Raw genomic sequence first — 25,998 nt, 5'->3', positions numbered from 1 at the left:
CCTCTTGCCACCACCCACAGCCCGCGCCGGTTGGTGCGCCCCCTGACTCAGGGGGCCATGCCTCCAGATGCATGGCGGTAGTGCTGGCCGTTGATCGCCAGCGTCATGAACCGCTGCGACCCCACGTCGCAGCCCATGTGAAGGCCGCGCGGTGACTTCGCGCCCCACCCATCGGCTAACATTCGACCATGCCGCATACCTCCACGACTCCGCCCGCCCTGCAGGATGGCGACCTGCTCGCCGCCATCGACCTGGGTTCCAACAGTTTCCACATGGTCATCGCGCGTTACACGCTTGGGCAGCTGCGGGTGGTCGACCGCCTGCGCGAGACCGTGCGCATGGCCGACGGCCTGGATGGCAAGGGCGGCCTGTCCGCCGAGGCCCGCCAGCGCGCGCTGGAATGCCTGGCGCGGTTCGGCCAGCGCATCCGCGCGATCCCGCCGGCACGGGTGCGTGCGCTGGCCACCAACACGGTGCGCCAGCTGCGTTCGCCACATGCCTTCCTCATGCCGGCCGAAACCGCGCTCGGGCATGCCATTGAAGTGGTCAGCGGCCGCGAAGAGGCGCGCCTGATCTATCTTGGCGTCGCGCATGCGCAGCCGCCCAAGCCCGACCAGCGCCGGTTGGTGATCGACATCGGCGGTGGCTCGACCGAGTTCATCATCGGTCAGGGCATGCAGACTCTGGAGCGCGAAAGCCTGCAGGCCGGCTGCATCGCCAGCACGCGGCGTTTCTTCCCGGGCGGCAAGCTCAGTCGCAAGCGCTGGAAGGACGCACTGACCGAGATCGGCGCCGAGTTCCAGCAGTTCGCCACCAAGTACCGTTCCCTGGGCTGGCAGGAAGCGCTGGGCTCCTCGGGCACGCACAAGGCGATCAGCGAAATCTGCGCGACCATGAAGCTGAGCAAGGGCGCGATTACCGCCGAGGCGCTGCCACAGCTGCGCAATGAGCTGCTCAAGGCCAAGCGCATCGAAGACATCGACCTGCCCGGCCTCTCGGCTGATCGCCGCCCGATCATCGCCGGCGGCATCCTGGTGCTCGAGGCCGCCTTCCAGGCGCTGGGCCTGCAGAAGCTGCTGGTCAGCAAGGCCGCCATGCGCGAAGGCATCCTGTACGACATCCTCGGCCGCGCCAGCGAGAACGACCTGCGCGATGAATCGGTGGCCGCGCTGACCCTGCGCTACGGTATCGACACCACGCAGGCCGACCGGGTCGAGCGCACCGCGATGAACCTGCTTGGCCAGGTCGAGGACAGCTGGGCGCTGGACCCCGACGATGCGCGCATGCTCGGCTGGGCCGCGCGCCTGCACGAGCTGGGCCTGATGATCGCGCACAGCGGTTATCACGTGCATGGCAGCTACGTGCTGGAGAACTCGGACATCGCCGGCTTCTCCCGCCAGGAACAGCAGCTGCTGGCCGCGCTGGTGCGCAGCCATCGCCGCAACATCTCCAAGTCGGCCTTCGATGCCTTGCCCGAACGCCTGCTGCAGCCGGCGCGCCGCATGACCGCACTGCTGCGGCTGGCGGTGCTGCTCAACCGCGCCCATGAAGACACCCCGATGCCGGCGCTGGAACTGACCGCCGAGGACAGCCGGTTGTCGCTGATCCTGCCCCAGGCCTTCATCGATGCCCGTCCACTGCTGCGCGCGGACCTGATCGGGGAAGCCGAAGGCATGGCCGGGCTGGGCGTGCAGTTCCGGCCGTTCGTGGCCTGACGCCTTCCCCGCGCGTCCGTCCCGGTCGCGCGGCCACCGCGCCACAAGACAGCCTGACCGGCCCGTTGTCGGCACCGGCGTAAATGGGCGTGCGCGGTCGATCCGGCCCCGGCCGTCCGGCTGACCGGTTGATGTCTCACCGTGACCGTTTGCGTGTCCGCCCCGCTCCCGGCGCGGCCATATCCGCGCCAAAACCATGTTGCGTCGCAACATGCGGATACATTCAGATACACATCGACATGCATCGCATGTGTGGGCATATTCCCAAGCTATTGCTTTTGCTGAATTTTTGCTCTCACCGGAAAGCTATCGTGAAAAATTTTTCACTTTTGCTTTACAGGACCTTAACTACCGAGACTATGATCAAGAACCGGCCTGAACAGGGTCGGATTTTTGAGGCGGCGGGGACTTGGGCCCGCCACCTCTTTTTGAGTCAGTTCCGAACGAGAGAGAGACCACATGAATTCACGCACCAACGTATTGGGGCACGCGATCCGCTGTGCCCTGATCGCCGGCACCGCAGGCCTGATGGCCGCGCCGGCGATGGCACAGGACGCGCCGACCGCTACCAATCTGGACCGCATCGAGATCACCGGTTCGCGCATCCGCCAGGTTGACGTGGAAAATGCCCAGCCGGTGCTGGCCATCACCCGTACGGACATCGAACGCCAGGGCTTCAGCTCGGTGGCCGACATCCTGCAGAACGTCACCGCCATGGGCAGCCCGGCGATCAGCCGCGCCAACGTCCTGAGCGCCGGCGAGAACGCGGGCGGCACCTACATCGACATGCGCAACCTGGGCGCGCAGCGCACCCTGGTGCTGATCAACGGCAAGCGCCTGGGCATCAGCACCTCCGGCTACCAGGACGTGTCGAGCCTGCCGGTGTCGGCAGTGGAACGCGTGGAAGTACTGAAGGACGGCGCGTCGGCCATCTACGGTTCGGACGCGATGGCCGGTGTGGTCAACATCATCACCCGCCATGATGTCACCGGCGTGACCGCCAACGTCTACCACGGCCAGTACAGCCAGGGCGACGGCGCGCGCGACCGCTTCGACGTGGTCGCCGGCTGGGCCAACGACCGTGGCTCGATCACCCTCTCGGCCGAGCACACCGAAGAAAAGGCCGTGTGGGCCAAGGACCGTGGCTTCAGTGCCTACGGCAACACCGACCGTCACCCGACCGAAGCGTGGACGACCGTCAGCCAGTACGGCCAGATCACCGGCCTGCGTGGCCCGGGCTGCACCGGCACCGCCGCCTGCAGCTACTCGCTCAACCGGGGTGCCAACCCGCTCAGCCCGGCCAACTACCACCTGACCAACGCCAATGCTCCCGACGGCGATGTCAGCAACACCAACGAGCAGATGCACCTGAACTACCCGCTGAAGCGGGACTCGCTGTTCGTCGATGGTCGCCTGAACATCACCGACGACATCCGCTTCAGCACCCAGCTGGGCTACAACAAGCGTGACTCCAGCCGCCAGATCGCCGGCTACCCGCTGCAGTCGTCCACGGCCGGCATCGGCCCGATGTCGATCGACAGCTACTTCAACCCGTTCGGTCGCAAGAACGGCTACGCCACCCCGACCGCCGTGGCCTGGAACCACCGCACCTGGGAAGTGCCGCGCGTCAGCGACAGCTCGCTCAAAACCTACCGCGCCGTGGCCGCCTTCGATGGTTCGTTCAACATCGGCGAGCGCTACTTCGATTGGGAAGTGGGCTACCAGTACAACAAGAACGAACTGCGCCAGCACGCCACCGGCAACCTGCACAAGGAACGCGTGAAGAACGCGGTCGGCCCGTCGTACTTCAACGCCGCCACCGGCAAGGTCGAGTGCGGCAGCGCTGCCGCCCCGATCGCCAACTGCATGGTGTGGAACCCGCTGATCGCCGCAGGCGTGACCGACCCGTACGGTCTGACCGGCAACCAGGCGCTGATCGACTACCTGATGCCGGCGGAAGACTCCACCGGCAAGACCGTCGGCAAGAACTTCTTCGCCACCATCGCCGGCTCCATCGTGACGCTGCCGGCCGGCGACCTGGGCTTTGCGTTCGGCCTGGAAAACCGCAAGGAAACCGGTGAGTTCATCCCCGATGCGCTGGCCCAGACCGGCGCGACCACCAACCTGGCTTCCGGCCCGACCGGCGGCAGCTACAAGGTCAAGGAAGCGTACGTCGAGTTCAACGTGCCGGTCCTGGCCGACCTGCCGGGTGCCAAGGAACTGACCTTGAACGCGGCGACGCGCTTCTCGGACTACGACACCTTCGGCAACACGCTCAACAGCAAGTTCGGCTTCAAGTGGCGTCCGATCGACCAGATCCTGGTCCGCGGCACCTGGGCCGAAGGCTTCCGCGCCCCGACCATCGCCGACCTGTACGGCGGCGGCTCTGAAACCTTCACCACCGGCTATGCCGATCCCTGCGATACCGTCTACGGTCCGTCGCGTACCAGCGCCGCCGTGCGCGCCCGCTGCGCCCGCGACATCGCCAATGCCGACACCTACCGTCAGCTGAAGCAAGGCAACGTGCCGATCACCAGCAGCACCGACCAGACCCCGGTGCCGTTCACCAATGGCTCCAATCCGCTGCTGCAGCCGGAAACTTCCAAGAGCAAAACGCTCGGCGTGGTGTGGAGCCCGAGCTTCATCAGCAACTTCAACGTGTCGCTGGACTGGTGGAAGATCCGCATCGACAACACCATCGTTGCCGACAGCCCGAACCAGATCCTGATCGACTGCTACGAGCAGGGCATCGATTCGCGTTGCGCACAGTTCACCCGTGACCCGGCGCTGGGCATCGTCAACAAGCTGAACTACGGCAATCGCAACGCCGGTTTCCTGGAAACCGAAGGTTACGACATGGAGCTGACCTACCGTCTGGACACCGACGCGATGGGCAAGTTCAGCACCAACTGGTCGACCACCTACGTCAGCTCCAACATCTACCGTTCCACCAACGACACCAGCGTCGTGCCGACCCCGACCAACGGGATCTCCACCAACGCCACCAGCGGCTTCCGCGTGCGCTCCAACCTGACCCTGGGTTGGGACCTGGGCAACTTCGGCATCAGCTGGACCGCGCGTTACTACTCTGGCGTCAAGGAGCAGTGCCTGAACGCAACCGCGCATCCGGATGAGTGCTCCGATCCGGGCGTGCGTGCGCCGTGGTACTCCGGTACGCGCAACTACAACGAGCGTGGTTCGGTGACCTTCCACGACGTGCAGTTGCGCTACAACCTGCCGTGGGATGCCACCGTATCGGTCGGTGCCAACAACGTGTTCGAGAAGTACGGCCCGAACATGTACACCAAGCCGAACTCGGTGTTCTCCTATTACGGCGGCTACGACATCGGCCGCTTCGTGTACATGAAGTACCAGCAGCGCTTCTGATCGCTGCCGGGTAATACCGCTGCACCCAACCACGGCCCTTCGGGGCCGTGGTTTTTTTTGCGTCATCGCCCATATGCGGGGCAAGCACGTGGCGCGCGTTCAGCCTTTCCAGACGCTGTTCGGTGGGTCGGGCGGTAGGCTCCTGGGCAAAATCAAGGAGGAGGCCGCCCCGCGGCCGGGGGACATTTGCGCCAGGGGCCTACCGGCCGCTACGGGGCCCTCACGCTCGCGACAGATCCGAGCGAAGACACAGCCCGATCCACCACGTCGCCGGCACTGCCCATCCAGACCCGTAGCGTCGTGCTTGCTCTGCGACGGCGACTGCAACAAGACACTCCCCCAGATGGGAGAGGAACCTTTTTTCCCGTACTCGCCGGCGCGGCGGCCGGCACCGGCGTCATCGGCCGGTAATACCCACGTCATGTCCACTACATCGCCCGGGCCGAGCATGGACGCAACCCGGAGGCCCGCCATGCGCTATGCCATCGTCACTGAAACGTATCCCCCCGAGGTCAACGGCGTCGCGCTGACCGTGCAGGGACTGGAACAGGGACTGCGCGCGGCCGGCCACCAGGTCGACCTAGTGCGTCCACGCCAAGCCAGCGACGGCACCGATCCAGACGGCGGCACGGTACTGGTGCAGGGCGCCGGTCTGCCGCGCTACCCCGGACTGCGCTTTGGCCTGCCCGCGCCAAAGCGGCTGGCGCGGCAGTGGCAGCTGCAACGTCCCGATGCGATCTACATCGCTACCGAGGGCCCACTGGGCTGGTCGGCGCTGCGCACCGCGCGTCGGCTGGGCATTCCGGTCGCCACCGGTTTCCACACCCGTTTCGATGAATACCTGCCCGATTACGGCGTGGCCTGGCTGCAGGCTGCGGCATTGCGCTGGATGCGCCGCTTCCACAACGAGGCCGACGCCACCCTGGTGCCCACCCAGGAGCTGCAGCAGTTCCTCGGCGAACAGGGCTTCGACCGCGTGCGGTTGCTGGCCCGTGCGGTGGACAGCAGCCAGTTCGAACCGCAACGACGCGATCCGGCCCTGCGCGAGGAATGGGGGATCGACGGCAACGGCTTCGCGGCGATCTACGTCGGCCGCATCGCCCCGGAAAAGAACCTTGCGCTGGCAGTGAAGGCGTTCCGTCGGCTGCAGCAGATCCGGCCCAAGGCCCGCTTCGTCTGGGTGGGCGATGGCCCATCGCGCGAGAAACTGGCGCATGAAAATCCCGATTTCATCTTCTGCGGCGTACAGCGTGGCGACGCGCTCGCACGTCACTTCGCCAGCGGCGACCTGTTCCTGTTCCCCAGCCGCAGCGAGACCTTCGGCAACGTCACCCTGGAAGCGATGGCCAGCGGCGTGGCCACCGTCGCCTTCGACTATGGCGCGGCGCGCGAACACCTGCGCACCGATCAGACCGGCATGGCCGTGAACGATGACGCTCAATTCCTGTCCGCAGCGCTGCAGTTGGCTGGCGATGACGTGCTGCGCGCCCGCCTCGGCCGCAATGCCGCCAGCGCCATGCAGCGCCTGCACCCGCAGCAGGTGGTGGCCGAGTTCGATGCGCTGCTGGCCGAACTCGCGCAGGCCCGGAGGCCGCATGCCGACCACGCCGCTTGACGCCCTGCGCGGGCGCGAGACCCGCTGGTGCCGCCGCGCCAACCATTACTGCCGCCGCCGCCGCGTCCGCCAGGCATTCGCTGCGGTCAGCCGGTTGGGCGATGGCGTGTTCTGGTATGCGCTGATGGCCGCGTTGATCCTGCTGGACGGCGTCGAGGGCCTGCGCGCGTCGCTGCACATGGCCGCCACCGGCCTGATGGCGTTGCTGTTGTACAAAGGCCTCAAGCGCTGGACCCGTCGCCCGCGTCCGTATGCGGCCGATCTCCGCATCCGCGCCTGGGTGGCGCCGCTGGACGAGTTCAGCTTCCCCTCCGGGCACACCCTGCACGCGGTGTCCTTCACCATCGTCGCTCTCGCCTACTACCCGTGGCTGGCACCGCTGCTGGTGCCGTTCACCGCCGCCATCGGCGTGTCGCGGGTGGTGCTGGGGCTGCACTACCCCAGCGATGTACTGGCGGCCACGGCGATTGCGACCGCGCTGGCCGGGGCCAGCCTGCGCTGGCTGCCGTTGCCGATGTAAGGCGGTTGCGGGGCCTGTCGGCCGGCATCCGGCATCGCGGGAACGGCGGTCACGCATGGCGTGGCGCTGCCCTTTTCCGCGATGTGCATGCAACCCGCTGCGGGCAACCCGTTTTACAATGCGCCCATGACCACGCTGTTCATTTCAGATCTGCACCTGGACCCGAGCCGTCCAGCCATTACCGAGCTGTTCCTGGCGTTCCTGCGCGATGAAGCGATGCAGGCCGATGCCCTGTACATCCTCGGTGACCTGTTCGAAGCCTGGATCGGCGATGACACGCCCTCCGCTGCCGCCGATGCGGTCGCTGATGCGCTGCACGCCGTCGCCGATGCCGGCGTGCCGGTGTACTTCATCCGCGGCAATCGCGACTTCCTGGTCGGCGAGGACTATGCGCGTCGCGCCGGCTTCCGCATCCTGCCCGATCCCAGCGTGATCGACCTGTACGGCCGACCGGTGCTGCTGCAGCACGGCGACCTGTTGTGCACCGACGATGTGGCCTACCAGCAGTTCCGCGCCCAGACCCGCGACCCGGTCTTCCAGGCGCAGTTCCTGTCCCAGCCGCTGGCCGCGCGCATCGCCTTCGCGCAGAAGGCGCGCGATGCCAGCCAGGCACGCCAGTCGGAAATGAAACAGGAGGATCACGGCACCTTCGAGACTGTCACCGACGTGGCGCCGGCCGAAGTGGACGCCACCTTCGTGCGCCACGGCGTGGACACCCTGATCCACGGCCACACCCACCGCCCGGCCATTCACACCCTGCAGGTCGGTGGCCACGACTGCACCCGCATCGTGCTCGGCGACTGGTACGAGCAGGGCTCGGTGCTGCGCGTCACCCCGCAGGGCTGGACGCTGGATGCGCTGACGCGCTGAGCCGCCACGCTCCACAACAACATCCCCCGCGATCGCCGGGACGATCGCGGGGGATGCGCTTACTCAACGGAACGCGGCGACCGTCGCCTTGGTATTGACCAGCACGCGCTGGTTGTCGGCGCTGGACGCAATGCCCATCGGTACGCCGTTGTAGTTGATGTTCGGGTTGGACCAGAAGTTCAACCGCGGGCAACCGGCCGTGCACGCGTAGGCCATGATCGTGCGCCAGCGCGCGCCGCTGGCCGGCTCATAGCGGTAGCCGTGGCCATACGCATACGGCGAGGTGCTCGAGTCGGTGGCGATGTCGTGGCGCGCGCTCTGCAGGTGGCCGATTTCATGCGCGAAGGAGTAATACCCGGTGGCGCAGTCCCAATGCACGGCGGCGAACGCGGTGGCGGCGGTCGAGCCGATGCTGGAGGCGAGCCCGCACGAACTGGCGTTGTTGATCACCAGCACGGCCACATCGGCGCGGGTGTTGTTGCGGCTGGTGTGGATGCTGTCCATCACCCCGTCCGTGGTGCTGCGGAAGCGCGACAGGTCGGTGGAGAAGCTGCTCGACTCGGCGTAGCTGGTGGTCTCGTAACCGGCCAGTTCCAGGGTGATGCCGACGTTGCTGTTGATGTAGCCCTGGTTGGATTCGGCCACGGCCAGTTGTACCAGCGACTGCATGTTGCCGCCGTAGGCCGCCACTGCGCCGTTGGTCGCCACCACCAGTACACGGATGGTGGCCGGGGTGCCGGAGGAGGCTGCTGCGATCCCCGCGCGGTCGCTCACCGGCATGGCGACCTGCGGCAGGCTGTTGTAGTCGGCGGGATGGTCGGCCGGCATCCGGGTTTCATCCACTTCCACCAGCACGTGCCGTCCATCGCTGAGCGGGCGCAGTCGATACAGCTGGCCATCCTTGCGGATCGAGCCGGTGACGGTATTGCCAGCGCGTACCAGGATCACCGAGTTGGCCGGGTCCGATGCACTGGCCTGACGGTCCAATTTGGCGCTGCGCGACTGGATCTGGCCGTACCAGATGCTGCCGCCGTCGGGCAGCGCCTGCACACGCTGCTGCACCGCCTGCACCTGTGCGCCGAGCAGTTCGAACTCCAGCTGGCGCTGGCCGGCCGTGACGGCAGCGGCATCCACGCGCACTTCCTGCACCGCGGCGGTGGAGGCGGCCGACAGCACCGCCTGCGCGGCAGGTTGGTTGGCGGCCCCGGCCCGGCTGAGCACCGTGACCGGTTCAAACAGCGGCGCGGCGCTGGCAGCGCCCGCCGCCATCATGCACAACGTGATCACACCTGCGGCCTTGCTCATCGATCTGGACATCGTGTCGCCTCTCTTTGAGTGGAATACGGGGTGGTGGTGCCCGCCCATATGGCGCCAACTGATCGCGTGAATTCAATAGACCAGAGCAATCAACATTCCGAACTGTGACCGCCGACCGGCCGGTTCAGCGACGTCGCGTCCGCGTCATTTTCGCGCTACCGTTGCCGTGCAACCCCAGGGACCCCAGCGCCATGGCAGGACAGCCCACCCCGGCAACGAGGGCGGCGACAGTGTCGCTGCAGATCGGCCTGTTCTTTGACGGCACGCGCAACAATGCCGACAACCTGTTGCATGCCTCGCGCCCGCAGCGCAGCACCACGCCCACGCCGCGCCCGCCGGCGCCGTTGGTTGCCGATGACGCCTCGCCCTACCAGAGCCGCCTGACCAGCAGCTACAGCAATGGCCTGACCAACATCGCCCGGCTGCACGCGCTGTATCCCGACGATCGCGCACAACCCGCGCATGGCGACGCCCTGTCACTGGCGATCTACATCGAAGGCACCGGCACCCGCACCGGTGAGGATGACGACCTGATGGGCCTTGCCTTCGGCATCGGGCGTACCGGGGTGCTCGCCAAGATGCGCCGCGGGTTGGATACGTGCCTGCCCGACGCGCTGCGCGCCTTGGCGCGTGTCCATCCGCATCAGGTACTGGGCACGGTGCGCATCGACCTGTTCGGTTTTTCGCGCGGTGCGGCGTCCGCGCGCGCTGCGCTCAGCCAGCTCAACCGCCGCGACGGACGCCGCTGGCTGCAGGAACAGCTGCGCCGCACCGGCTGGCAACTCGGCAGTGAGGCGGCGGTGTCGGTACGCCCGGTGCGCTTTGTCGGCCTGTTCGACACGGTGGTGGCGATCCATCCGCAGCAGCGTGATGAACTCCCGGCCGTAGCGTTGCCGGCCGGTTGCGCCGACAAGGTGCTGCAACTGGTCGCGCGCGACGAGCATCGCCAGTATTTCCCGCTGACCACGGTCGGGCCGCAGCACGAAGAGATCGCCTTGCCCGGCGCGCACGCCAACATCGGCGGCGGCTACGACCAGCGCATCGAGGGCCCGAAACTGCTCACCCGCCCGCTGGGCCAGCGCCTGCGCGACCACGGGCTGGCCGACACCGCCGTGCCACCGCTGGCGTTGCTGCGCGACACCGATGTCTATCGGGAAGCGAAGGCGGCGTGCGCTGCCTGGCAAGCGCAGCTTGGTCTGGGTGATGACGCGGTATGGGTGGATGTCTGGCACCGCTGGCAGTCGCAGCGCGTGGCCGGCAGTGACAGCGTGCTGCCGCAGTGGGTGGTGTTCGCGTATGCGGCGGTGGTGCTGAAGCGTGAGATCGATGGGCGCTACCAGTGGGTGCCACTGCGCCTGATGCAGCAGCGCGCCGAGGCGGCGGGGGTGCGCTGGCGCAGTGCGGTGGATGCGATGCCCGAGCTGGCCCTGCCCGCGCCGCTGCTGCCGATCGCCGCGCGCCTGTTGTCGGGCCAGCCGCTGGAGGCCGCGCAGGAACTGTTGCTGCGGCAGCGGTACCTGATGCAATCGGCACACTGGAACTTCGACGCGCTCGGCGACACCGCCCTGCTCTACGCCGCCGATGAAGCGACCCGCGAACTGCCCTATCGACCGGGCCCGGGCCTGTTCTACATCAACCGTCCCACCGAGGATGGCAAGCGCGTGGTCCTGCCCAACGCGTGAGGCGCCCGCATGGGCGGCGGTTCATGGCGCCGGAACGAGAGGCAGCCACGCATGGCGTGGCTCTACCAAACGTCACCTGTAGAGCCACCCCATGGGTGGCTGCACGCGGCGTCGAATGGAAACGCAGCCACGCATGGCGTGGCTCTACCGGGCGGGGCCGCTGGTGCGGCCGGCCTGTTCGATCAGGTCGGCGAGTTCTTCCTCGTCGAAGCCGGCCAGCAGCCGCGCTTCCAGGTTGAAGGGGCCGTACAGGAAGCCGCCGGCGTACTCGTTCAACAAGGCGATGAAGCGCGCGCGCGGCTCGACCCCGGCGCGGTTGCAGTACCAGTGGTACCAGCGCGAACCGGCAGCCACGTGGGCCACTTCCTCGCGGAGAATGATCTCCAGCACATCGGCGGTAGCGTGGTCGTTGGCCGAGCGCAGCTTGGTGATCATGCCGGGGGTGACATCCAGCCCACGCGCTTCGAGCACGCGCGGCACCAGCGCCATCCGCGCCAGACCGTCGTGCGCGGTTTTCTCGCACATTTCCCACAGGCCGTTGTGCGCGTCGAAATCGCCATAGTCGAACCCCAGCGCCCGCAGCCGGCCATGCAGCAGCATGAAGTGGCGCGATTCGTCATCGGCCACGCTCACCCAGTCGGCATGGAACGAGCCGGGCAACCCGCGGAAGCGGTATACCGCATCCCAGGCCAAGTCGATTGCGTTGAGTTCGATATGCGCGATGGCATGGATGAAGGCGGCGCGTCCTTCGGCACTGCCCAGGCCACGCTTGGGCAGATCACGCGGATGCACCAGCGCTGGCCGGGACGGACGCCCCGGCATCCGTATCGGCTCCGGTGGCGGGGCGTCGGCACGGGCCTTGAGCTGGCCCGTGCGGAACTGCGCGGCGTAGGCCTGGGTCAGGGCGACCTTGTGCAGCGGATCGACCGCGGCCAGGCAATGCTGCGCGGCACGCAGCAGGTCACCGGCCGCCTCCAGCGGCAACTGCTCGGCCATTCCCCTGCCCTCAGGCGCGGCGCTTGTGCTTGGCGTCATCCGAACGCAGCTGCTGGATGCGCTCGAAGTAGCCCGGCTCGATACCGGTCGGGTAGATGCCGTTGAAGCACGACGAATCGAAGGCCTTCAGCTCCGGATTGCCTTCGCGCACCGCCGCTTCCATGTCTTCGATGTCCTGGTAGATCAGCCAGTCGCAGCCCAGGTGCTTTTCGATTTCTTCGATGCTGCGGTTGTGCGCCACCAGTTCTTCGGCGGCCGGCATGTCGATGCCGTAGATGTTGGGGTAACGCACCGGTGGCGCGGCGCTGGCCAGGTAGACCTTGCGGGCGCCGGCATCGCGTGCCATCTGCACGATCTGCTGGCTGGTGGTGCCGCGCACGATCGAATCGTCCACCAGCAGCACCACGCGGTTGCGGAACTCCAGGTGGATCGGGTTGAGCTTGCGGCGCACCGACTTCACCCGCTCCCCCTGCCCCGGCATGATGAAAGTACGGCCGATATAGCGGTTCTTGATGAAGCCTTCGCGGTACTTCACCCCGAGCGTGTTGGAGATCTCCAGCGCGGCATCGCGCGAGGTGTCCGGGATCGGGATGATGGTGTCGATGTCGTGGTCCGGGCGCAGGCGCAGGATCTTCTCGCCCAGCTTGATGCCCATGCGCATGCGCGCCTTGTGCACCGACACGTTGTCGATCATCGAGTCCGGACGGGCGAAGTACACGTACTCGAAGATGCACGGGCTGTGTTCGACCGGCTCGGCGCAGACTTCGGAGAACAGCTCGCCGCGCGCGGTGATCACCAGCGCTTCGCCCGGGCGCACGTCGCGCACGCGCTGGAAGCCGAGCACGTCGAGCGCGGCCGATTCGGAGGCCACGATGTATTCGTCGCCTTCGGCGTGGGCACGCTTGCCCAGCACCAGCGGGCGGATGCCGTGCGGATCGCGGAAGGCGACCAGGCCCAGGCCCAGCACCACGCTGATCACCGCGTAGCCGCCCTTGACCCGGCGGTGCACGGCGGCCACGGCGCGGATCGCCGCTTCCGGGGTCAGCTGGCGTTGCGCGTCCAGTTCGAAGGCGAACACGTTCAACAGCACTTCGCTGTCCGAGTCGGTGTTGACGTTGCGGCGGTCCTGCTCGAACACCTGCTGACGCAGGCTTTCGGTGTTGATCAGGTTGCCGTTGTGGGCCAGCGCGATGCCGTACGGCGAATTGACGTAGAACGGCTGCGCCTCGTCCATGCCTTCGGAGCCGGCAGTCGGGTAGCGCACGTGGGCGATGCCGACACGGCCTTCCAGGGTGGACATGCGCTTGGCATCGAACACATCGCGGACCAGCCCGTTGGCCTTCTGCACGCGCAGGCGGGTGCCGTCGGCGGTGGCGATGCCGGCCGCGTCCTGGCCACGATGCTGGAGGACGGTCAGGCCGTCATACAACTGCCCGGCGACGTTCTGATTGCCGACGATTCCGACGATGCCACACATGGTGCGAATCTCCGCTGGGCTGCGCCCATTTACTGTGAAGGTGGCCGTGCCTGGCCGGGGGACCCTTTCCGTGCCGGATCGGGTTGGTCCGGGCGCACGAGCGCCGGATCGGTGTTCTGGGGGGAACCGGGCGTGGCGCTGCGCGCCCATACGTCAGCCGGATCACCCGCCGGTTGCGGGGTTTCATCGACGGGTCGCGGCCATCCACGTCCCCCCAGCAGTCCGCCAAGCACGCCATTATCGCCTGTCAGCCCCGGCTTGCCCAACTCCCCACCGGGCAGTTGCGCCATGTTCACCTCCGGCAACGCCATCGGCAGGCCCTGCAGCCCCGGCATGCCGTCCAGGCTGGGCATCTGCGGCATGTCGGGCATGCGCGGCATCTTGGCCTGCATCCAACCCACGCCGGGTTGCAGCATGGCGCGCAGGTTGGAGTTTCGCCAGGTGGCCTCGCGGGTCAGCGGGGTATAGGAGGCCATCAACAGCAGGGCGCAACTGATCAACCCGCCGCGAGCCAGGCCCAGCCCCCCGCCCATCAGGCGGTCGGCGCTGTTCATGCTGGTCGAGCGCACTGCCTGGCGGATCACCAGGCCGATGCCCCACACCGACACCATCACCAGCAGGAACACGGTGAGATAGCCGGCGAAATAGTGCCCGGTGCCCGGCGCGGCCGGTGCCGACCACCAGCCGGCGGCGGACCTGCCGAACATCAGCGCGGCCCAGCCACCGAGCAGCCAGGAAAAGGTGCTGATGACGATGCTGACGAAGCCGCGCATCACGCCCAACAGGGTGGAGATGCCGATGACGGCCAGCAATACGAAATCGATCATGCCCGTCCTCCGTTGCAGGACAGTCCGGCCTCACGGCGCGGGCGCATGGCGGGCATCAGGGGTGCGGCCGGACCATGCCGGCCACGCCGACCTTGGACGCAACCTGGGCCTTGAGGTTCTCCGCCTCGGCTCGGTTGGCGACCGGGCCGACGCGCACGCGGTTGAGCGTGCCCTTGTCGGTGCGTACCTGTTCCACGAACGCGCTGAAACCGGCGGCGCGGACCTTGTCGCGCAGCGCGTTGGCCTCCGACGCCTGGCCGAAGGCGCCCAGCTGCACGGCGAAGCCGACGCCGCTGGCGGCCGGTGCCGCCGGTGCGGCAACGGCCGCCGCTTCGGGCTTGGGCTCCGGCTTGGTGGCCGGGGCCGGCTTGGGTTCGGGTTTGGGTGCCGGCTTGGCGGCGGCCACCGGTTCAGGCGGCAGTGATTCGGTCTTGACGGTGGCCGCGGCCGGCGCGGCAGCGGCGCTGGAGGCAGCGGGCGACGCTGCGGACGGCGTCGGCGTCGGCGTCGGCGTCGGTGCCGCAGCCGGGGTGGCGGCGACGGCAGTGTCGGCGCGCGCGTCCAGGGTGACCACTTCGGCCTTGACGTCGTTGCGCACCTTCACCGCCTGCAGGCGGGCGGCTTCGGCCTGCGCACGATCGGCATACGGGCCCACGCGCACGCGCCACGCCTGGCGGCCGTTGATGGTGGCCGCTTCGCTGAAACCCGGCAGCTGCGACTTCTTCAGGTAGGCGATCACCGCATCGGCGTCGGCCTGGCTGCCATAGGCGCCGAAGCTGACCGCGAAGTTGCCGGCGGCGACTGCCGGCGAGGTGTCCGTCGCGGCCGGGGCGGCAGCGGCCGCGTTGTCCTGCAGCGGCTGGGTGCTGGACGCACCGAGCAGACCGGTGGCGCCGCCGGTGGGCGCGACCAGCGGCAACTCGCGGGTTTCGAACTGGCCATCCGACGGCGCGGCAGGCGCACTGATCGGCACGCTGGCCACGCCACTGTCAGGCGCAGGGCCTTTGACCAGCATGGGCAGGAAGATCACAGCCAAGGCCACCAGAACGATGGCACCAATCAGTCGCTGTTTCAGAGGAGTATCCACGGAAGGCAGGCAGGGGCGGCGCGGCGGAATGCCACGGCGATTATACGGGTGTCCGCGTGAGCGGCGTCTGTTGCGGCTGAACGGCCGCAGCGGGGTGGCGGGCGCGGGTCAGCCGGCAGCGTCCAGCCATTGCAGCGCCTGTGCAGCGGTATGGAACGAACCGAACGCGAGCACGCGGTCACCGGCTGCAGCGTCGGCGACGGCCGCACCCAGCGCATCGGCCACGGTGGCGTGGCGGCGGGCGCTTGCGGCAGCGGTGTCCTGCAGCCGCGCCTGCAGCGCCTGCGCACTCTGCGCGCGGGCGCCGTCGAGGCCGGCCAGGTGCCAGGCATCGACCTGCTCACCCATTGCCTCAACCACGCCAACGGCGTCCTTATCCTGCAACGCGGCAAACACGGCCACGGTACGGCCGGACACCGGCGCGGCCTTCAACGCGGCGGCCAGTTCGCGCGCGGCCTGCGGGTTGTGGCCGACATCGACCAGCACTTCCACGCCGCCGCGATCAACACCCTGCAGGCGGCCGCGGATGCGCGCGGCGGCCACGCCTTCGGCGATCGCCGTGCGCGACAGCGGCATATCCAGCGTACGCAGCGCGGCAATCGCCGAGGCGGCGTTGCGCAGCTGGATCGGGCCGCGCAGCGCCGGGGTCGGCAGCTCGATGCGGAAGCCGACATCACGCCAGCACCATGTCTGCGCATCGATCACATCGACGAAGAAGTCGCTGCCACCGCGGATCGCGTTGGCACCCAGCAGATACGCGCGGGCCAGCACGCTGGACGGTGGATCGGTTTCCCCCAGGATCACCGGCTTCCAGCCGCGGATGATGCCGGCCTTCTCCACGCCGATGGCTTCGCGGTCCTCGCCCAGCCAGTCGCTGTGGTCGATATCCACCGTGGTGATCACCGCCACATCGGCATCGACGATGTTCACCGCGTCCAGGCGTCCCCCCAGGCCGACTTCCAGCACGGCCAGATCGAGGCCGGCATCGCCGAACAGTTTGAGTGCCGCCAGCGTGCCGTACTCGAAATAGGTCAGCGTGGTGCTGCCACGCGCTGCTTCGATGGCCTGGAAGGCCGCGGTCAGCGCATCATCGGACACGTCCTGGCCATCGATGCGCACGCGCTCGTTGTAGCGCAGCAGATGCGGGGAGGTGTACGCGCCGACCTTGCAGCCGGCCGCACGCGCGATCGCCTCGATGAAGGCGACGGTGGAGCCCTTGCCGTTGGTGCCGCCGACCACGATGGTGTGCGTGCCCGGCTGCCCCAGTCCCATCGCCTGCGCCACGTTGCGGACGCGCTCCAGGCCCATGTCGATGGTGGCCGGATGCTGCTGCTCGATGTAGGCGAGCCAGTCGGTGAGGGTCTGCGGGGCGACGGTGGTCATGGGCGTTGGATCAGTGGGTCAGAGGATTACAGTGCGCGGTGCTTGGCTTCACCGAAGAACGGCGTGTGGTGGGCGCAATCGTTCAGGCGCACCACTTCGAGCTGGTCCAGGTCGGCGCCTTCGAGCAGGTTCAATGTGGTCGGCGCCTGGCGGAAGGTCCACAGCCGCGACAGCGGCAGGCCGAGGATGCGGCACAGGATCACGCGGTTGACCGCGTCATGGGCGACCACCAGCAGCGTGTCGTGCTCGCCGAGACCTTCGGCCGCGCGGGCCAGGCCGCGCCAGCTGCGCTCCAGCACCAGTCGCAGCGATTCGCCGCCGGGCATCAGCACGGTGTCCGGCTCGTTGCGCCAGGCCTGCAGGCGCGACGGATCCTTTTCATTGATTTCGCTGGCGAGCAGGCCTTCCCACTCGCCGTGGGCGATTTCCTGCAGGTCCGGTTCGGTCAGCAACATCGGCGCACGTTCGGCGCCGAGGGCCAACTGTGCGGTGCGCTGTGCACGCGACAACGGCGACGCCACCGCACGGGTGATATCGACCGACTTCAGGCGCTCCCCGAGGGCCTGTGCCTGGGCTTCGCCGATCGGCGACAACGGGATATCGATCTGGCCCTGGTAGCGGCCTTCGGCATTCCACGGTGTTTCACCGTGGCGGGCAAGCAGGATGCGCATGCGTACTGGGAGTCCTTGGGGGGAGGAATGCGGTCGCAATCGTTCACAAGATGTGAATGATCGAGGGGACACGCATGATACCCCGTGCCCTGCCCGGCTGCCGCCGTCGCGACCATCGGTCTGCGAGGGGTCGGGGTGGCGCTTGCCCGCACCTGACATCGCGTGGTTGCCAGCCAACGGCCGGCACCCCGCAACGAAAAACCCCGCGGTGTTCGCCGCGGGGTCGGGAGGGGCTTATTTGGCCAGGTTCAGCTCTTTCAGCAGCTGCGGCGCCGGCGCCACTTCCTGCATGATCCACTGCATGTAACGGCTGTCGACGGCGATCATGCGGGTCATCACCGGATCGAACACCCAGTTGGAGCTGACCGATTCCCAGTTGCCATCGAAGGCCAGGCCGACCAGCTTGCCGTGGGCATCGAGCACCGGCGAGCCGGAGTTGCCACCGGTGATGTCCAGGTTGGACAGGAAGTTCACCGGCACCGAGCCGACGCGCTTGTCTTCCAGGCCACCGTAACGCTTGGCCTTGACCGCATCGAGCAGCGCCTTGGGCGAGTCGAACGGATCGGCACCGGTTTCCTTGGCGGCCACGCCTTCCAGCGTGGTGAACGGGGTGTAGGCCACGCCGTCCTTCGGGGTGTACCCCATCACGTTGCCGAAGGTGATGCGCAGCGACAGGTTGGCGTCGGGATAGACGAACTCGCCCTTGCTCTTCTTGTAGTCGGCCAATGCCTGGAGGTACAGCGGGCGCGAGACCAACGACTCGCCTTCGCGGGTCTTCTTCTGCTCTTCCTGCTTGAGCAGCGCCGGCATCACCGCCACCGCGTACTGGATGGCCGGATCGGTGCTGGCTTCGAAGGCGGCACGGTCGGCCTTGAACCACTTCAGGCGCTCGTCCAGGCTGCCCAGCTGCGTGCCGGCCAGCTTGCCGACCAGGCCATCGATGGCGGCCTTGTCGCTGCCCGCCAGCCACTGGTTGAGCACCTCGTTGTTGCGCTGCGCGGCCGGCAGCGCAGCGTACTGGCTGAGCCAGTACGTCTGCAGCTGCTGGTCCATGCGCGCGACATAGCGGCGGTCCATCTGCTTCAGCCCGCCTTCGATCGAGGGCAGGTCGCGCTCCTGGTAACCGGCTTCGCGCTCGGCGTCCGCCTTGGCACGTTCGATCGACAGGCGGTACAGGCTGAGCGCCGAGCCCAGCACGGCGGTGTTGTTGAACTGGCTCACGATCAGGTCGCGATCGCGCGTGGCGCCGCCTTCTTCCAGGTGCTTGATCAGCTGCGCGTGCGCAGCCAGCGCCGGCTTGCCGGCCGCGCCCTGCTGCTTCAGCCACGCCAGCACGGCCGCTTCTTCGGCCTGCTTCTGGCCGGCCGCATCGATGCGCTTGAAGCCATCCAGCTGGCCCTGATAATTCTTGGCGGTGTTGTTCAGGCCCGCCATGGTGGCGGCGTATTTCACCTTGATATCCGCATCCTGCTGACCCGCCTTGCCGATCAGATCGATCACCGCGTTGTAGTGGCGCGCGATGGTCGGGTAGGTCCAGGTGGCGGTTTCGTTGAACTCACCGGCCAGCGCATAGCGGTTGGTGCGGCCCGGGTATCCGGCCACCATCACGAAGTCGTCGGCGCCCAGCGGCGTGTCGGCGAATGTCAGGAAGTGCTTGGGCTGGTAGGGCACGTTGTCGGCCGAGAACGCGGCCGGCTTGCCGTCCTTGCCCACATAGGCGCGATAGAACGAGAAATCGCCGGTGTGGCGCGGCCACATCCAGTTGTCGATGTCGCCACCGAACTTGCCGACGCTGCCCGGGGGCGCGTAGACCAGGCGCACGTCCTTGATCTCGATGTTGCGGAACAGGCGGTAGGTGTTGCCGCCGGAAAAACTGAACAGACGGCAGCGGAACCCGGCATCGGCTTCGCACGCCGCGGTCTGTGCCTTGTCGAAGGCATCCAGCGCGCGGGTCCGCGCCAGCGGATTCTTGCCGGCGGCGGCGATGGCGGCCTTGGCCTGCGCGGTCACATCGGTGATCTGGTCGAGCACGTACACGCGCGCGTTCGGGCCGGCGCTCAGCTCATCCTTCAGGGTGGGTGCGTTGAAGCCGTCCTTGATCAGGTTTTTCTCGGCGGTCGAATTCAGCTGGATCGCACCGTAGGCGCAATGGTGGTTGGTCACCACCAGGCCCTGCGGCGACACGAAGCTGGCGGTGCAGCCGCCCAGCGCCACCACCGCGCCCATCGGGTCGCCGGTCAGGTTGGAGATCTGCTCCGGCGACAGCTTCAGCCCCGCCTGCTTGAGCGGACCGGCGATTTCCGGCAGCTGCTGCGGCACCCACATGCCTTCAGCGGCTTGGGCAACCTGGACCAGCCCAAGGCTGGCGACGACGGAAAAAGCGAGCAGGTTCGAGCGCATTGAGCAGCCCCTTGCAAAGAGAACCGCCGATTCTAGCCCGCCCCCCTGCCCCGGTCCGAACCCCGGAAGTCATGGGCGGTGTGACCGGCGCCGATCATTGCCTGAAATGAATCAACCGCCGTGCCTGGCGGAACGTTTCCCGCGCATGGCGATGCGTTCATCAGAAAGGCGCCTGGGGGTCACGTGGCGCGGCATGGCCCGGCTCTACCCTCCCGCTTTCGCCTTCTGCCAGGCGCAGCCATGTGTCCGGAGGTGCCGGGCAGGCCGGTGCAGGACCGTGTATTGCCATGGATGGCAATACCGAGCCCCCAAGGATGGGTTCACGGCGTGTCCTGCACCGGCCTGCCCGGCACCTCCCACGCCAGAAGGAGGCGCTGCCCCTACCCCAAACCACCCGCAACGCAACATGGAAAAACCGCCATCGGCTCTATAATCCGCGTTTTCCCCCCGACGAGTTCCACCGAGATGGCGCAGCAAACAATGAAGGCCCTGGTCAAGCGTGAAGCCGCCAAGGGCATCTGGCTGGAAAACGTGCCGGTCCCGACCCCGGGTCCCAACGAAGTCCTGATCAAGCTGGAAAAGACCGCCATCTGCGGTACCGACCTGCATATCTACCTGTGGGACGAATGGAGCCAGCGCACCATCAAGCCCGGCCTCACCATCGGCCACGAATTCGTCGGCCGCATCGCCGAAATCGGCCCCGGCGTCACCGGCTATGAAGTCGGCCAGCGCGTCTCGGCCGAAGGCCACATCGTCTGCGGCCACTGCCGCAACTGCCGTGGCGGCCGCCCGCACCTGTGCCCCAACACCGTCGGCATCGGCGTCAACGTCAACGGCGCCTTCGCCGAATACATGGTCATGCCGGCCAGCAACCTGTGGCCCATCCCCGACCAGATCCCGTCCGAACTGGCTGCCTTCTTCGACCCCTACGGCAACGCCGCGCACTGCGCGCTGGAGTTCAACGTCATCGGTGAAGACGTGCTGATCACCGGCGCCGGCCCCATCGGCATCATCGCCGCCGGCATCTGCAAACACATCGGCGCGCGCAACGTGGTGGTCACCGACGTCAACGACTTCCGCCTCAAGCTGGCCGCCGACATGGGCGCCACCCGCGTGGTCAACGTCTCCAACACCTCGCTCAAGGACGTGATGAAGGACCTGCACATGGAGGGCTTCGACGTGGGCCTGGAAATGAGCGGCAACCCGCGCGCCTTCAACGACATGCTCGACTGCATGTACCACGGCGGCAAGATCGCCATGCTCGGCATCATGCCGCGGGGCGCTGGCTGCGACTGGGACAAGATCATCTTCAAGGGCCTCACCGTGCAGGGCATCTACGGCCGCAAGATGTACGAGACCTGGTACAAGATGACCCAGCTGGTGCTGTCCGGTTTCCCGCTCGGCAAGGTACTCACCCACCAGCTGCCGATCGACGACTTCCAGAAGGGTTTCGACCTGATGGAACAGGGCAAGGCCGGCAAGGTGGTGTTGAGCTGGAATTGATCCTCAGTGCCTTTGGCACGGAGGATCAACGGCCCCTGTCACCTTTTGCCCGCGCCGTCGACGCGTCCCCTTCAACAGCAGGGGGCTCTGCTCCAGCGCGGATCCGGTGTCAGGCCAGCATTGAAAAGGCGCCCATCCGGGCGCCTTTTTTTGTTTCGCGGGGTGGCCGGTGGCGCGAGGAGCCGGCCAGCGGCCGGCACTACTTGCCTACCGCTACCGTGAACACCACGCGGTTGTCGGCCAGCTTGCCGGAGTTGTCGCGGCCGTTGCCGTCGGTGCCGTAATAGCCCAGGCCCAGGGTGAACAGGCCGAAGCTGCGATTCACCCCGATGTTCCAATCGGTGTAGTCCTTGGAGATGCCTTCCTCGAAGGTACTGCGACCCACGTTGGCGGCCAGGGTGAACTCCTGCGGCAGCGCCCACTCGCCGCCCACGGCGTAGTACCAGCCATCGGTGCCCGAATTGAATACATCGTTGGTGTAGGTCACCGTCAGGCTGTACTGCTTGGCGAACGTGGTCTTGGTGATGAACTCGTTGTAGGCCAGGTCGCTGGAGCCCGGGTAGGTGTAACGATTGAGCAGCAGGTCCAGGTTGACGTTGTCGGTGACGTCGAACGCATACCCGATCAGGTAATCGACCTCGGCATCCGGGCCACCGTCGCCGAAGTCCACGCCCGAGCCCCACACGCCGGCGTAAAGACCGACCGGCGAGGTGTAGGTGAAACCGGCCTGCAGGGTCGGGTCCTCGTCGGTCTGCGAGACACCGCGGAACACGTAGTCGGAGACGCCGGTGACGTTCCAGCTGAAGGGAGAGGCGGCCTCGTCCTGGGCACTGGCGGCGAACGGGGCAAGCAGGGCGGCGCAGAGCACAACGGCGGCGGTACAGCGCGTGGCGTGGTTCATGCGGGGTCTCTCCAGACGGTGGGGGTGGGCGGAATGGCGGCGGTTTACAGTTTTTTAACCTGATTGATATTGCGATGCAACAATCACGTCTGCAACTGTCGGTGCCGGCACTGACCCGATCGGCCGGCGCGCGCAACCCCAGCGTCGCCGCCGGCAGGTAAAATCCCGGTTTTCCCGTGCCGAAGACTGCCTGCCATGAGCGATGCCACCACCGCCCCGCTGACCCAGCACTATGTTCAAGAACTGGAGTCGATCCGCGCCCAGGGCCTGTTCAAGTCCGAACGCATCATCACCAGCCCGCAGTCGGCCGAGATCACCCTGGACGACGGCCGCACGGTGCTCAACTTCTGCGCCAACAACTACCTGGGCCTGGCCGACCATCCGGACCTGATCCAGGCCGCCAAGGATGCACTGGACAGCCACGGCTTCGGCATGGCCTCGGTGCGCTTCATCTGCGGCACCCAGGACCTGCACAAGCAGCTGGAAAAGCAGATCGCCACGTTCTTCGGCAAGCAGGACACCATCCTGTACGCGGCCTGCTTCGACGCCAACGGGGGCCTGTTCGAGCCGCTGCTCGGCGAGAACGACGCGATCATCTCCGACGCGCTCAACCATGCCTCGATCATCGACGGCGTGCGCCTGTGCAAGGCCAAGCGCTTCCGCTACGCCAACTGCGACATGGCCGACCTGGAAGCCCAACTGCAGGCTGCCGATGCCGCCGGCTGCAGAACCAAGCTGATCACCACCGACGGCGTGTTCTCCATGGACGGCTTCATCGCCCCGCTGGATGAGATCACCGCGCTGGCCAGGAAGTACAACGCGCTGGTGCACATCGACGAATGCCATGCCACCGGCTTCCTGGGCGCCACCGGCCGTGGCTCGGCCGAGGTCAAGGGCGTGCTGGAGAAGATCGACATCATCACCGGCACCCTGGGCAAGGCCATGGGCGGCGCGCTGGGTGGGTTCACCTGCGCCAGCGCCGAAGTGGTCGAACTGCTGCGCCAGCGCTCGCGCCCGTACCTGTTCTCCAACTCGCTGCCACCGCACGTGGTCGCCGCCGGCATCAAGGCCTTCGAGATGCTGGCCGCCGCCGATGACCTGCGCAGCACGCTGGCCGACAACACCGCCTATTTCCGCCAGAAGATGACCGCCGCCGGTTTCGACGTGAAGCCGGGCGTGCACCCGATCAGCCCGGTGATGCTGTACGACGCCCCGCTGGCGCAGAAGTTCGCCGAGCGCCTGCTGGAAGAAGGCATCTACGCGATCGGCTTCTTCTTCCCGGTCGTGCCCAAGGGCCAGGCGCGCATCCGTACCCAGATCAGCGCCGCGCATACGCGTGCCCACCTGGACCGGGCGATCGATGCGTTCACCCGCATTGGCCTCGAGCTGGGCGTGATCAAGCACTGACACGCGCAAACCGGGTAGCGCCACCCCATGGGTGGCGGCTCTCCGCAGCGGCATCATGAACATCTGGCGAGGGCACGCCTGTGTGCCCTCGCCGACCCACGGCCGGCGTCAGCCGCTTACTTCTTCTTTTTCTTCTTGTCCTTGGCCGTTTCCTTGCTGGCCACCACCACCGGTGCGGCGACCGGCCTGTCCTGGCCGTTGCCCTTGGCCACGCGGATGCCGTTGGCCTTCATCCAGGCGTCGAACTCATCGGCGGACATCTTCTTGTCGCCGTCGCTCATCATGAAGCGGTAGCTGCCGCGGCCGTCCAGCTCGGGCGTTTTGACTTCCACCACCTTGTCGGTCACCGGGGCCTCGGCCTTGGCGGCCTGTTTGTGGCCCCCACACGCGGAGAGCAGCACGGCGGGCAACAGCAGGCAGGCGCTGCGGAACAGGGGGCGATTGAACAGGTTGGCATGCATGGGGGAATCTCCCGGGGGTGAATGAAACGTCGGGTAGGCGGCCATCCATTGCCTAGTTCGGTCGGCCTGCCGCGCACGGGCAGGCCACGGCGTCACGGCGGCGCCACGGCGCCATCGGCCGCGGCATACAGCAAATCCAGGTCGTGCTGGCTGAGTTCACGCCAGGCACCCTTGCCCAGCGCGCCCATCGGCAGGTGCCCAATGGCCACGCGCACCAGGCGCAGCACGTTGATATCCAACGCGGCCAGCAGGCGCCGGATATGGCGGTTTCGGCCTTCTTCGAGCACCACTTCCAGCCACGCGGTCTTGTCGCCACTGCGCAGCAGGGTGGCGCGTCGAGCGCGCAGCAGTTCGCCTTCGTCCTCCACACCGGTGCACAGCGCCTGCAGCTGCGCGGCATCGGGGATGGCGTCGATCTGCACGTGGTAGGTCTTGTCCGGGCCGGTGGCCGGGTCGGTAAGTCGTGCGGCCCACTGCGGGTCGTTGCTGAACAACAACAGGCCTTCGCTGGCCTTGTCCAGCCGCCCGACCGGGGCGATCCACGGCAACCCGGCGTCATCGAAACAGCGGTAGACGGTGTCGCGGCCCTGCTCGTCCTGGGCGGTGGTGACCAGGCCGCGCGGCTTGTTGAGCATCAGGTGGATGCGCCGCGGCGCGTCCAGCGGCTGACCGTCGACGCGCACGTGGTGGCGACCGTCGACGATGGGGAATTCGGGGTTGTTGATGACACGGCCATCGACGGTGACGCGGCCGGCGGCAATCCAGCGCGCCGCTTCAGTGCGCGAACACAGCCCGGCCTTGGACAGCACGCGCGCCAGGCCATGGCGGGGTGCGCCGTCGCTGCGCGCGGGGCGGGTCGATGACGCACGCCGCTCGGGGCGGCGTGGTCGAGCGGCTGGCGCGGCAGGGGGCCGGCGTGTGCTCATCGTGCTCCGCGCAGCGCGCGGCCTACTTCTTCTCGCCCGGCTTGGTGTCAGCCGGTGCTTCCGCGGCGGCCGGGGCGGCGGCCGGCACCGGCCGCGCCTTGACCACGCGCACGCCGCGCGCCTTCATCCAGGCGTCGAATTCCTCGGCGGTCATGCGCTTGCCGTTCTGGCTCATGTCAAAGCGCCAGGGGGTGTTGTCGAACTCGGTGGCCGGCTTGTACGCGGCCGGATCGTTGGCCTTGATCGCCGGCGCGCCGGGCATGGCCTTGGCGATGTTCTGGCAGCCGTCGATGCGCAGGCGCTGCAGGACGCGGTCCAGCGACTGCTGCTGGTCGAAATTGGAGGTGAGCACGCCAGCGGGCATGCCGAGCTGGACGTTGCGGATGTAGAGCTCTTCGGCAACCGGCGCAACGGCGGTGGCCGGCAGCGGCAGCGGCGAGGCGCTGATGGCATGCGCCGAGCAATCCACGGCTGCGTAGGCGGTGGGGACCAGGGCCAGGCCGAGCACGGCGGCCAGTGCGATACGCAGCATGGGATGCATCCAGGAAAGGGGTCGACGCGGCGAGTTTAACAGCGCCACAACGGCTTTCAAGATCCCACATTCAATGAATACGGCAACTTGTTGGATTTATTGTTGATTTCTTGATCAAGAGCGCGGAGCGAAGATCAAGTTCGCCCCCCCATGTCCGCTTGCCCCGAGCTGGGCCGGTAGGGGTGGGGTTGCGGGACACGCCGTGAATCCATCCCTGGAGGCTCCGTCGCCGCATCCATGCGGCTCAGGGTCCCGCAACCCCACCCCTACCAGCCTCCGACACATGGCTGGTGCGCACAGGAAAGACGGAGCGCGACGGCC

20 protein-coding genes are annotated in these 25,998 nt (G+C 67.3%); 8 read left to right on the top strand and 12 right to left on the bottom strand.

The features are described from left to right. The first annotated feature begins 188 nt into the window (after positions 1-188). The 5 genes from ppx (at position 189) to lpxH (ending at position 8,107) form a co-directional block, all read left to right on the top strand. Positions 189-1,715, top strand: coding sequence for an exopolyphosphatase (gene ppx / locus NR101_RS07715; protein WP_256776265.1), 1,527 nt, complete (start codon positions 189-191; stop codon positions 1,713-1,715). A 459-nt stretch (positions 1,716-2,174) separates the two neighbouring features. After that, entirely contained in the window at positions 2,175-5,102 is a 2,928-nt protein-coding gene (locus NR101_RS07710; RefSeq protein WP_256777724.1) for a TonB-dependent receptor, read from the top strand. A gap of 472 nt (positions 5,103-5,574) precedes the next feature. Next, positions 5,575-6,717, top strand: coding sequence for a glycosyltransferase family 1 protein (locus NR101_RS07705; RefSeq protein WP_256776263.1), 1,143 nt, complete (start codon positions 5,575-5,577; stop codon positions 6,715-6,717). Beyond that, positions 6,698-7,237: a phosphatase PAP2 family protein gene (locus tag NR101_RS07700; protein WP_256776262.1), complete on the top strand. Its 540-nt coding sequence runs from the start codon at positions 6,698-6,700 to the stop codon at positions 7,235-7,237. Before NR101_RS07705 ends, NR101_RS07700 begins: the two co-directional genes overlap by 20 nt. Before the next feature lie 126 nt (positions 7,238-7,363). Next, positions 7,364-8,107, top strand: coding sequence for a UDP-2,3-diacylglucosamine diphosphatase (lpxH, locus tag NR101_RS07695; protein ID WP_256776261.1), 744 nt, complete (start codon positions 7,364-7,366; stop codon positions 8,105-8,107). 63 nt (positions 8,108-8,170) lie between these two features. Here the strand turns inward: lpxH and NR101_RS07690 are convergent, their stop codons facing one another. After that, on the bottom strand, positions 8,171-9,424 hold the full coding sequence (locus tag NR101_RS07690; RefSeq protein ID WP_256776260.1) for a zinc-dependent metalloprotease: 1,254 nt from the start codon (positions 9,422-9,424) through the stop codon (positions 8,171-8,173). A gap of 191 nt (positions 9,425-9,615) precedes the next feature. Here NR101_RS07690 and NR101_RS07685 point away from each other — a divergent pair, with 191 nt between their 5' ends. Beyond that, entirely contained in the window at positions 9,616-11,106 is a 1,491-nt protein-coding gene (locus tag NR101_RS07685; RefSeq protein ID WP_256777723.1) for a DUF2235 domain-containing protein, read from the top strand. 144 nt (positions 11,107-11,250) lie between these two features. On the opposite strand, the gene NR101_RS07680 is transcribed toward NR101_RS07685, so the two are convergent. The 7 genes from NR101_RS07680 to NR101_RS07650 all read right to left on the bottom strand — a co-directional run bounded on the left by NR101_RS07680 (position 11,251) and on the right by NR101_RS07650 (position 19,947). Further along, positions 11,251-12,102 carry a ferritin-like domain-containing protein gene (locus NR101_RS07680; RefSeq protein ID WP_256776258.1) on the bottom strand — a complete coding sequence of 284 codons (852 nt, stop codon included), beginning with the start codon at positions 12,100-12,102 and terminating at the stop codon, positions 11,251-11,253. A gap of 10 nt (positions 12,103-12,112) precedes the next feature. Next, complete coding sequence (purF, locus tag NR101_RS07675) at positions 12,113-13,579, bottom strand: amidophosphoribosyltransferase (protein WP_256776257.1); 1,467 nt, start codon at positions 13,577-13,579, stop codon at positions 12,113-12,115. Between the two features lie 29 nt (positions 13,580-13,608). Then, positions 13,609-14,406, bottom strand: coding sequence for a CvpA family protein (locus NR101_RS07670; protein ID WP_256776256.1), 798 nt, complete (start codon positions 14,404-14,406; stop codon positions 13,609-13,611). A gap of 55 nt (positions 14,407-14,461) precedes the next feature. Then, entirely contained in the window at positions 14,462-15,493 is a 1,032-nt protein-coding gene (locus tag NR101_RS07665) for an SPOR domain-containing protein (protein WP_256776255.1), read from the bottom strand. 108 nt (positions 15,494-15,601) lie between these two features. Continuing rightward, complete coding sequence (folC, locus tag NR101_RS07660; protein WP_256776254.1) at positions 15,602-16,876, bottom strand: bifunctional tetrahydrofolate synthase/dihydrofolate synthase; 1,275 nt, start codon at positions 16,874-16,876, stop codon at positions 15,602-15,604. A 26-nt stretch (positions 16,877-16,902) separates the two neighbouring features. Beyond that, a complete protein-coding gene (locus NR101_RS07655) occupies positions 16,903-17,547 on the bottom strand; it encodes a histidine phosphatase family protein (RefSeq protein ID WP_256776253.1) in 645 nt (214 codons plus the stop codon). Positions 17,548-17,781: 234 nt separating this feature from the next. Next, positions 17,782-19,947, bottom strand: coding sequence for a S46 family peptidase (locus NR101_RS07650; protein WP_256776252.1), 2,166 nt, complete (start codon positions 19,945-19,947; stop codon positions 17,782-17,784). 480 nt (positions 19,948-20,427) lie between these two features. Here NR101_RS07650 and tdh point away from each other — a divergent pair, with 480 nt between their 5' ends. After that, positions 20,428-21,450 (top strand): L-threonine 3-dehydrogenase, encoded by a 1,023-nt coding sequence (gene tdh / locus NR101_RS07645; protein WP_256776284.1) that lies wholly within the window; start codon positions 20,428-20,430, stop codon positions 21,448-21,450. Between the two features lie 199 nt (positions 21,451-21,649). Here tdh and NR101_RS07640 read toward each other — a convergent pair whose 3' ends face one another. Continuing rightward, positions 21,650-22,351: a TorF family putative porin gene (locus NR101_RS07640; protein WP_256776251.1), complete on the bottom strand. Its 702-nt coding sequence runs from the start codon at positions 22,349-22,351 to the stop codon at positions 21,650-21,652. 195 nt (positions 22,352-22,546) lie between these two features. Here NR101_RS07640 and kbl point away from each other — a divergent pair, with 195 nt between their 5' ends. Continuing rightward, entirely contained in the window at positions 22,547-23,758 is a 1,212-nt protein-coding gene (kbl, locus tag NR101_RS07635; RefSeq protein ID WP_256776250.1) for a glycine C-acetyltransferase, read from the top strand. A gap of 116 nt (positions 23,759-23,874) precedes the next feature. Here the strand turns inward: kbl and NR101_RS07630 are convergent, their stop codons facing one another. The 3 genes from NR101_RS07630 to NR101_RS07620 all read right to left on the bottom strand — a co-directional run bounded on the left by NR101_RS07630 (position 23,875) and on the right by NR101_RS07620 (position 25,677). Further along, complete coding sequence (locus tag NR101_RS07630; protein WP_256776249.1) at positions 23,875-24,219, bottom strand: hypothetical protein; 345 nt, start codon at positions 24,217-24,219, stop codon at positions 23,875-23,877. A 92-nt stretch (positions 24,220-24,311) separates the two neighbouring features. Further along, positions 24,312-25,145, bottom strand: coding sequence for a pseudouridine synthase (locus NR101_RS07625; protein ID WP_256776248.1), 834 nt, complete (start codon positions 25,143-25,145; stop codon positions 24,312-24,314). A gap of 22 nt (positions 25,146-25,167) precedes the next feature. Beyond that, positions 25,168-25,677, bottom strand: a complete 510-nt coding sequence (locus NR101_RS07620) for a hypothetical protein (protein WP_256776247.1) — start codon at positions 25,675-25,677, stop codon at positions 25,168-25,170. Positions 25,678-25,998: the final 321 nt, after the last annotated feature.

The organism is Stenotrophomonas sp. Ste86 (genome assembly GCF_024519465.1).
In the GTDB taxonomy this organism is placed as follows: domain Bacteria; phylum Pseudomonadota; class Gammaproteobacteria; order Xanthomonadales; family Xanthomonadaceae; genus Stenotrophomonas.
This window is presented reverse-complemented; position numbering and strand designations above follow the sequence as displayed.

What these genes read in the sequence shown, in the direction of transcription:
- ppx (WP_256776265.1), top strand. Translation starts at nt 189, where the DNA reads ATGCCGCATACCTCCACGACTCCGCCCGCCCTGCAGGATGGCGACCTG.
- NR101_RS07710 (WP_256777724.1), top strand. Translation starts at nt 2,175, where the DNA reads ATGAATTCACGCACCAACGTATTGGGGCACGCGATCCGCTGTGCCCTG.
- NR101_RS07705 (WP_256776263.1), top strand. Translation starts at nt 5,575, where the DNA reads ATGCGCTATGCCATCGTCACTGAAACGTATCCCCCCGAGGTCAACGGC.
- NR101_RS07700 (WP_256776262.1), top strand. Translation starts at nt 6,698, where the DNA reads ATGCCGACCACGCCGCTTGACGCCCTGCGCGGGCGCGAGACCCGCTGG.
- lpxH (WP_256776261.1), top strand. Translation starts at nt 7,364, where the DNA reads ATGACCACGCTGTTCATTTCAGATCTGCACCTGGACCCGAGCCGTCCA.
- NR101_RS07690 (WP_256776260.1), bottom strand. Translation starts at nt 9,424, where the DNA reads ATGTCCAGATCGATGAGCAAGGCCGCAGGTGTGATCACGTTGTGCATG.
- NR101_RS07685 (WP_256777723.1), top strand. Translation starts at nt 9,616, where the DNA reads ATGGCAGGACAGCCCACCCCGGCAACGAGGGCGGCGACAGTGTCGCTG.
- NR101_RS07680 (WP_256776258.1), bottom strand. Translation starts at nt 12,102, where the DNA reads ATGGCCGAGCAGTTGCCGCTGGAGGCGGCCGGTGACCTGCTGCGTGCC.
- purF (WP_256776257.1), bottom strand. Translation starts at nt 13,579, where the DNA reads ATGTGTGGCATCGTCGGAATCGTCGGCAATCAGAACGTCGCCGGGCAG.
- NR101_RS07670 (WP_256776256.1), bottom strand. Translation starts at nt 14,406, where the DNA reads ATGATCGATTTCGTATTGCTGGCCGTCATCGGCATCTCCACCCTGTTG.
- folC (WP_256776254.1), bottom strand. Translation starts at nt 16,876, where the DNA reads ATGACCACCGTCGCCCCGCAGACCCTCACCGACTGGCTCGCCTACATC.
- NR101_RS07655 (WP_256776253.1), bottom strand. Translation starts at nt 17,547, where the DNA reads ATGCGCATCCTGCTTGCCCGCCACGGTGAAACACCGTGGAATGCCGAA.
- NR101_RS07650 (WP_256776252.1), bottom strand. Translation starts at nt 19,947, where the DNA reads ATGCGCTCGAACCTGCTCGCTTTTTCCGTCGTCGCCAGCCTTGGGCTG.
- tdh (WP_256776284.1), top strand. Translation starts at nt 20,428, where the DNA reads ATGAAGGCCCTGGTCAAGCGTGAAGCCGCCAAGGGCATCTGGCTGGAA.
- NR101_RS07640 (WP_256776251.1), bottom strand. Translation starts at nt 22,351, where the DNA reads ATGAACCACGCCACGCGCTGTACCGCCGCCGTTGTGCTCTGCGCCGCC.
- kbl (WP_256776250.1), top strand. Translation starts at nt 22,547, where the DNA reads ATGAGCGATGCCACCACCGCCCCGCTGACCCAGCACTATGTTCAAGAA.
- NR101_RS07630 (WP_256776249.1), bottom strand. Translation starts at nt 24,219, where the DNA reads ATGCATGCCAACCTGTTCAATCGCCCCCTGTTCCGCAGCGCCTGCCTG.
- NR101_RS07625 (WP_256776248.1), bottom strand. Translation starts at nt 25,145, where the DNA reads ATGAGCACACGCCGGCCCCCTGCCGCGCCAGCCGCTCGACCACGCCGC.
- NR101_RS07620 (WP_256776247.1), bottom strand. Translation starts at nt 25,677, where the DNA reads ATGCTGCGTATCGCACTGGCCGCCGTGCTCGGCCTGGCCCTGGTCCCC.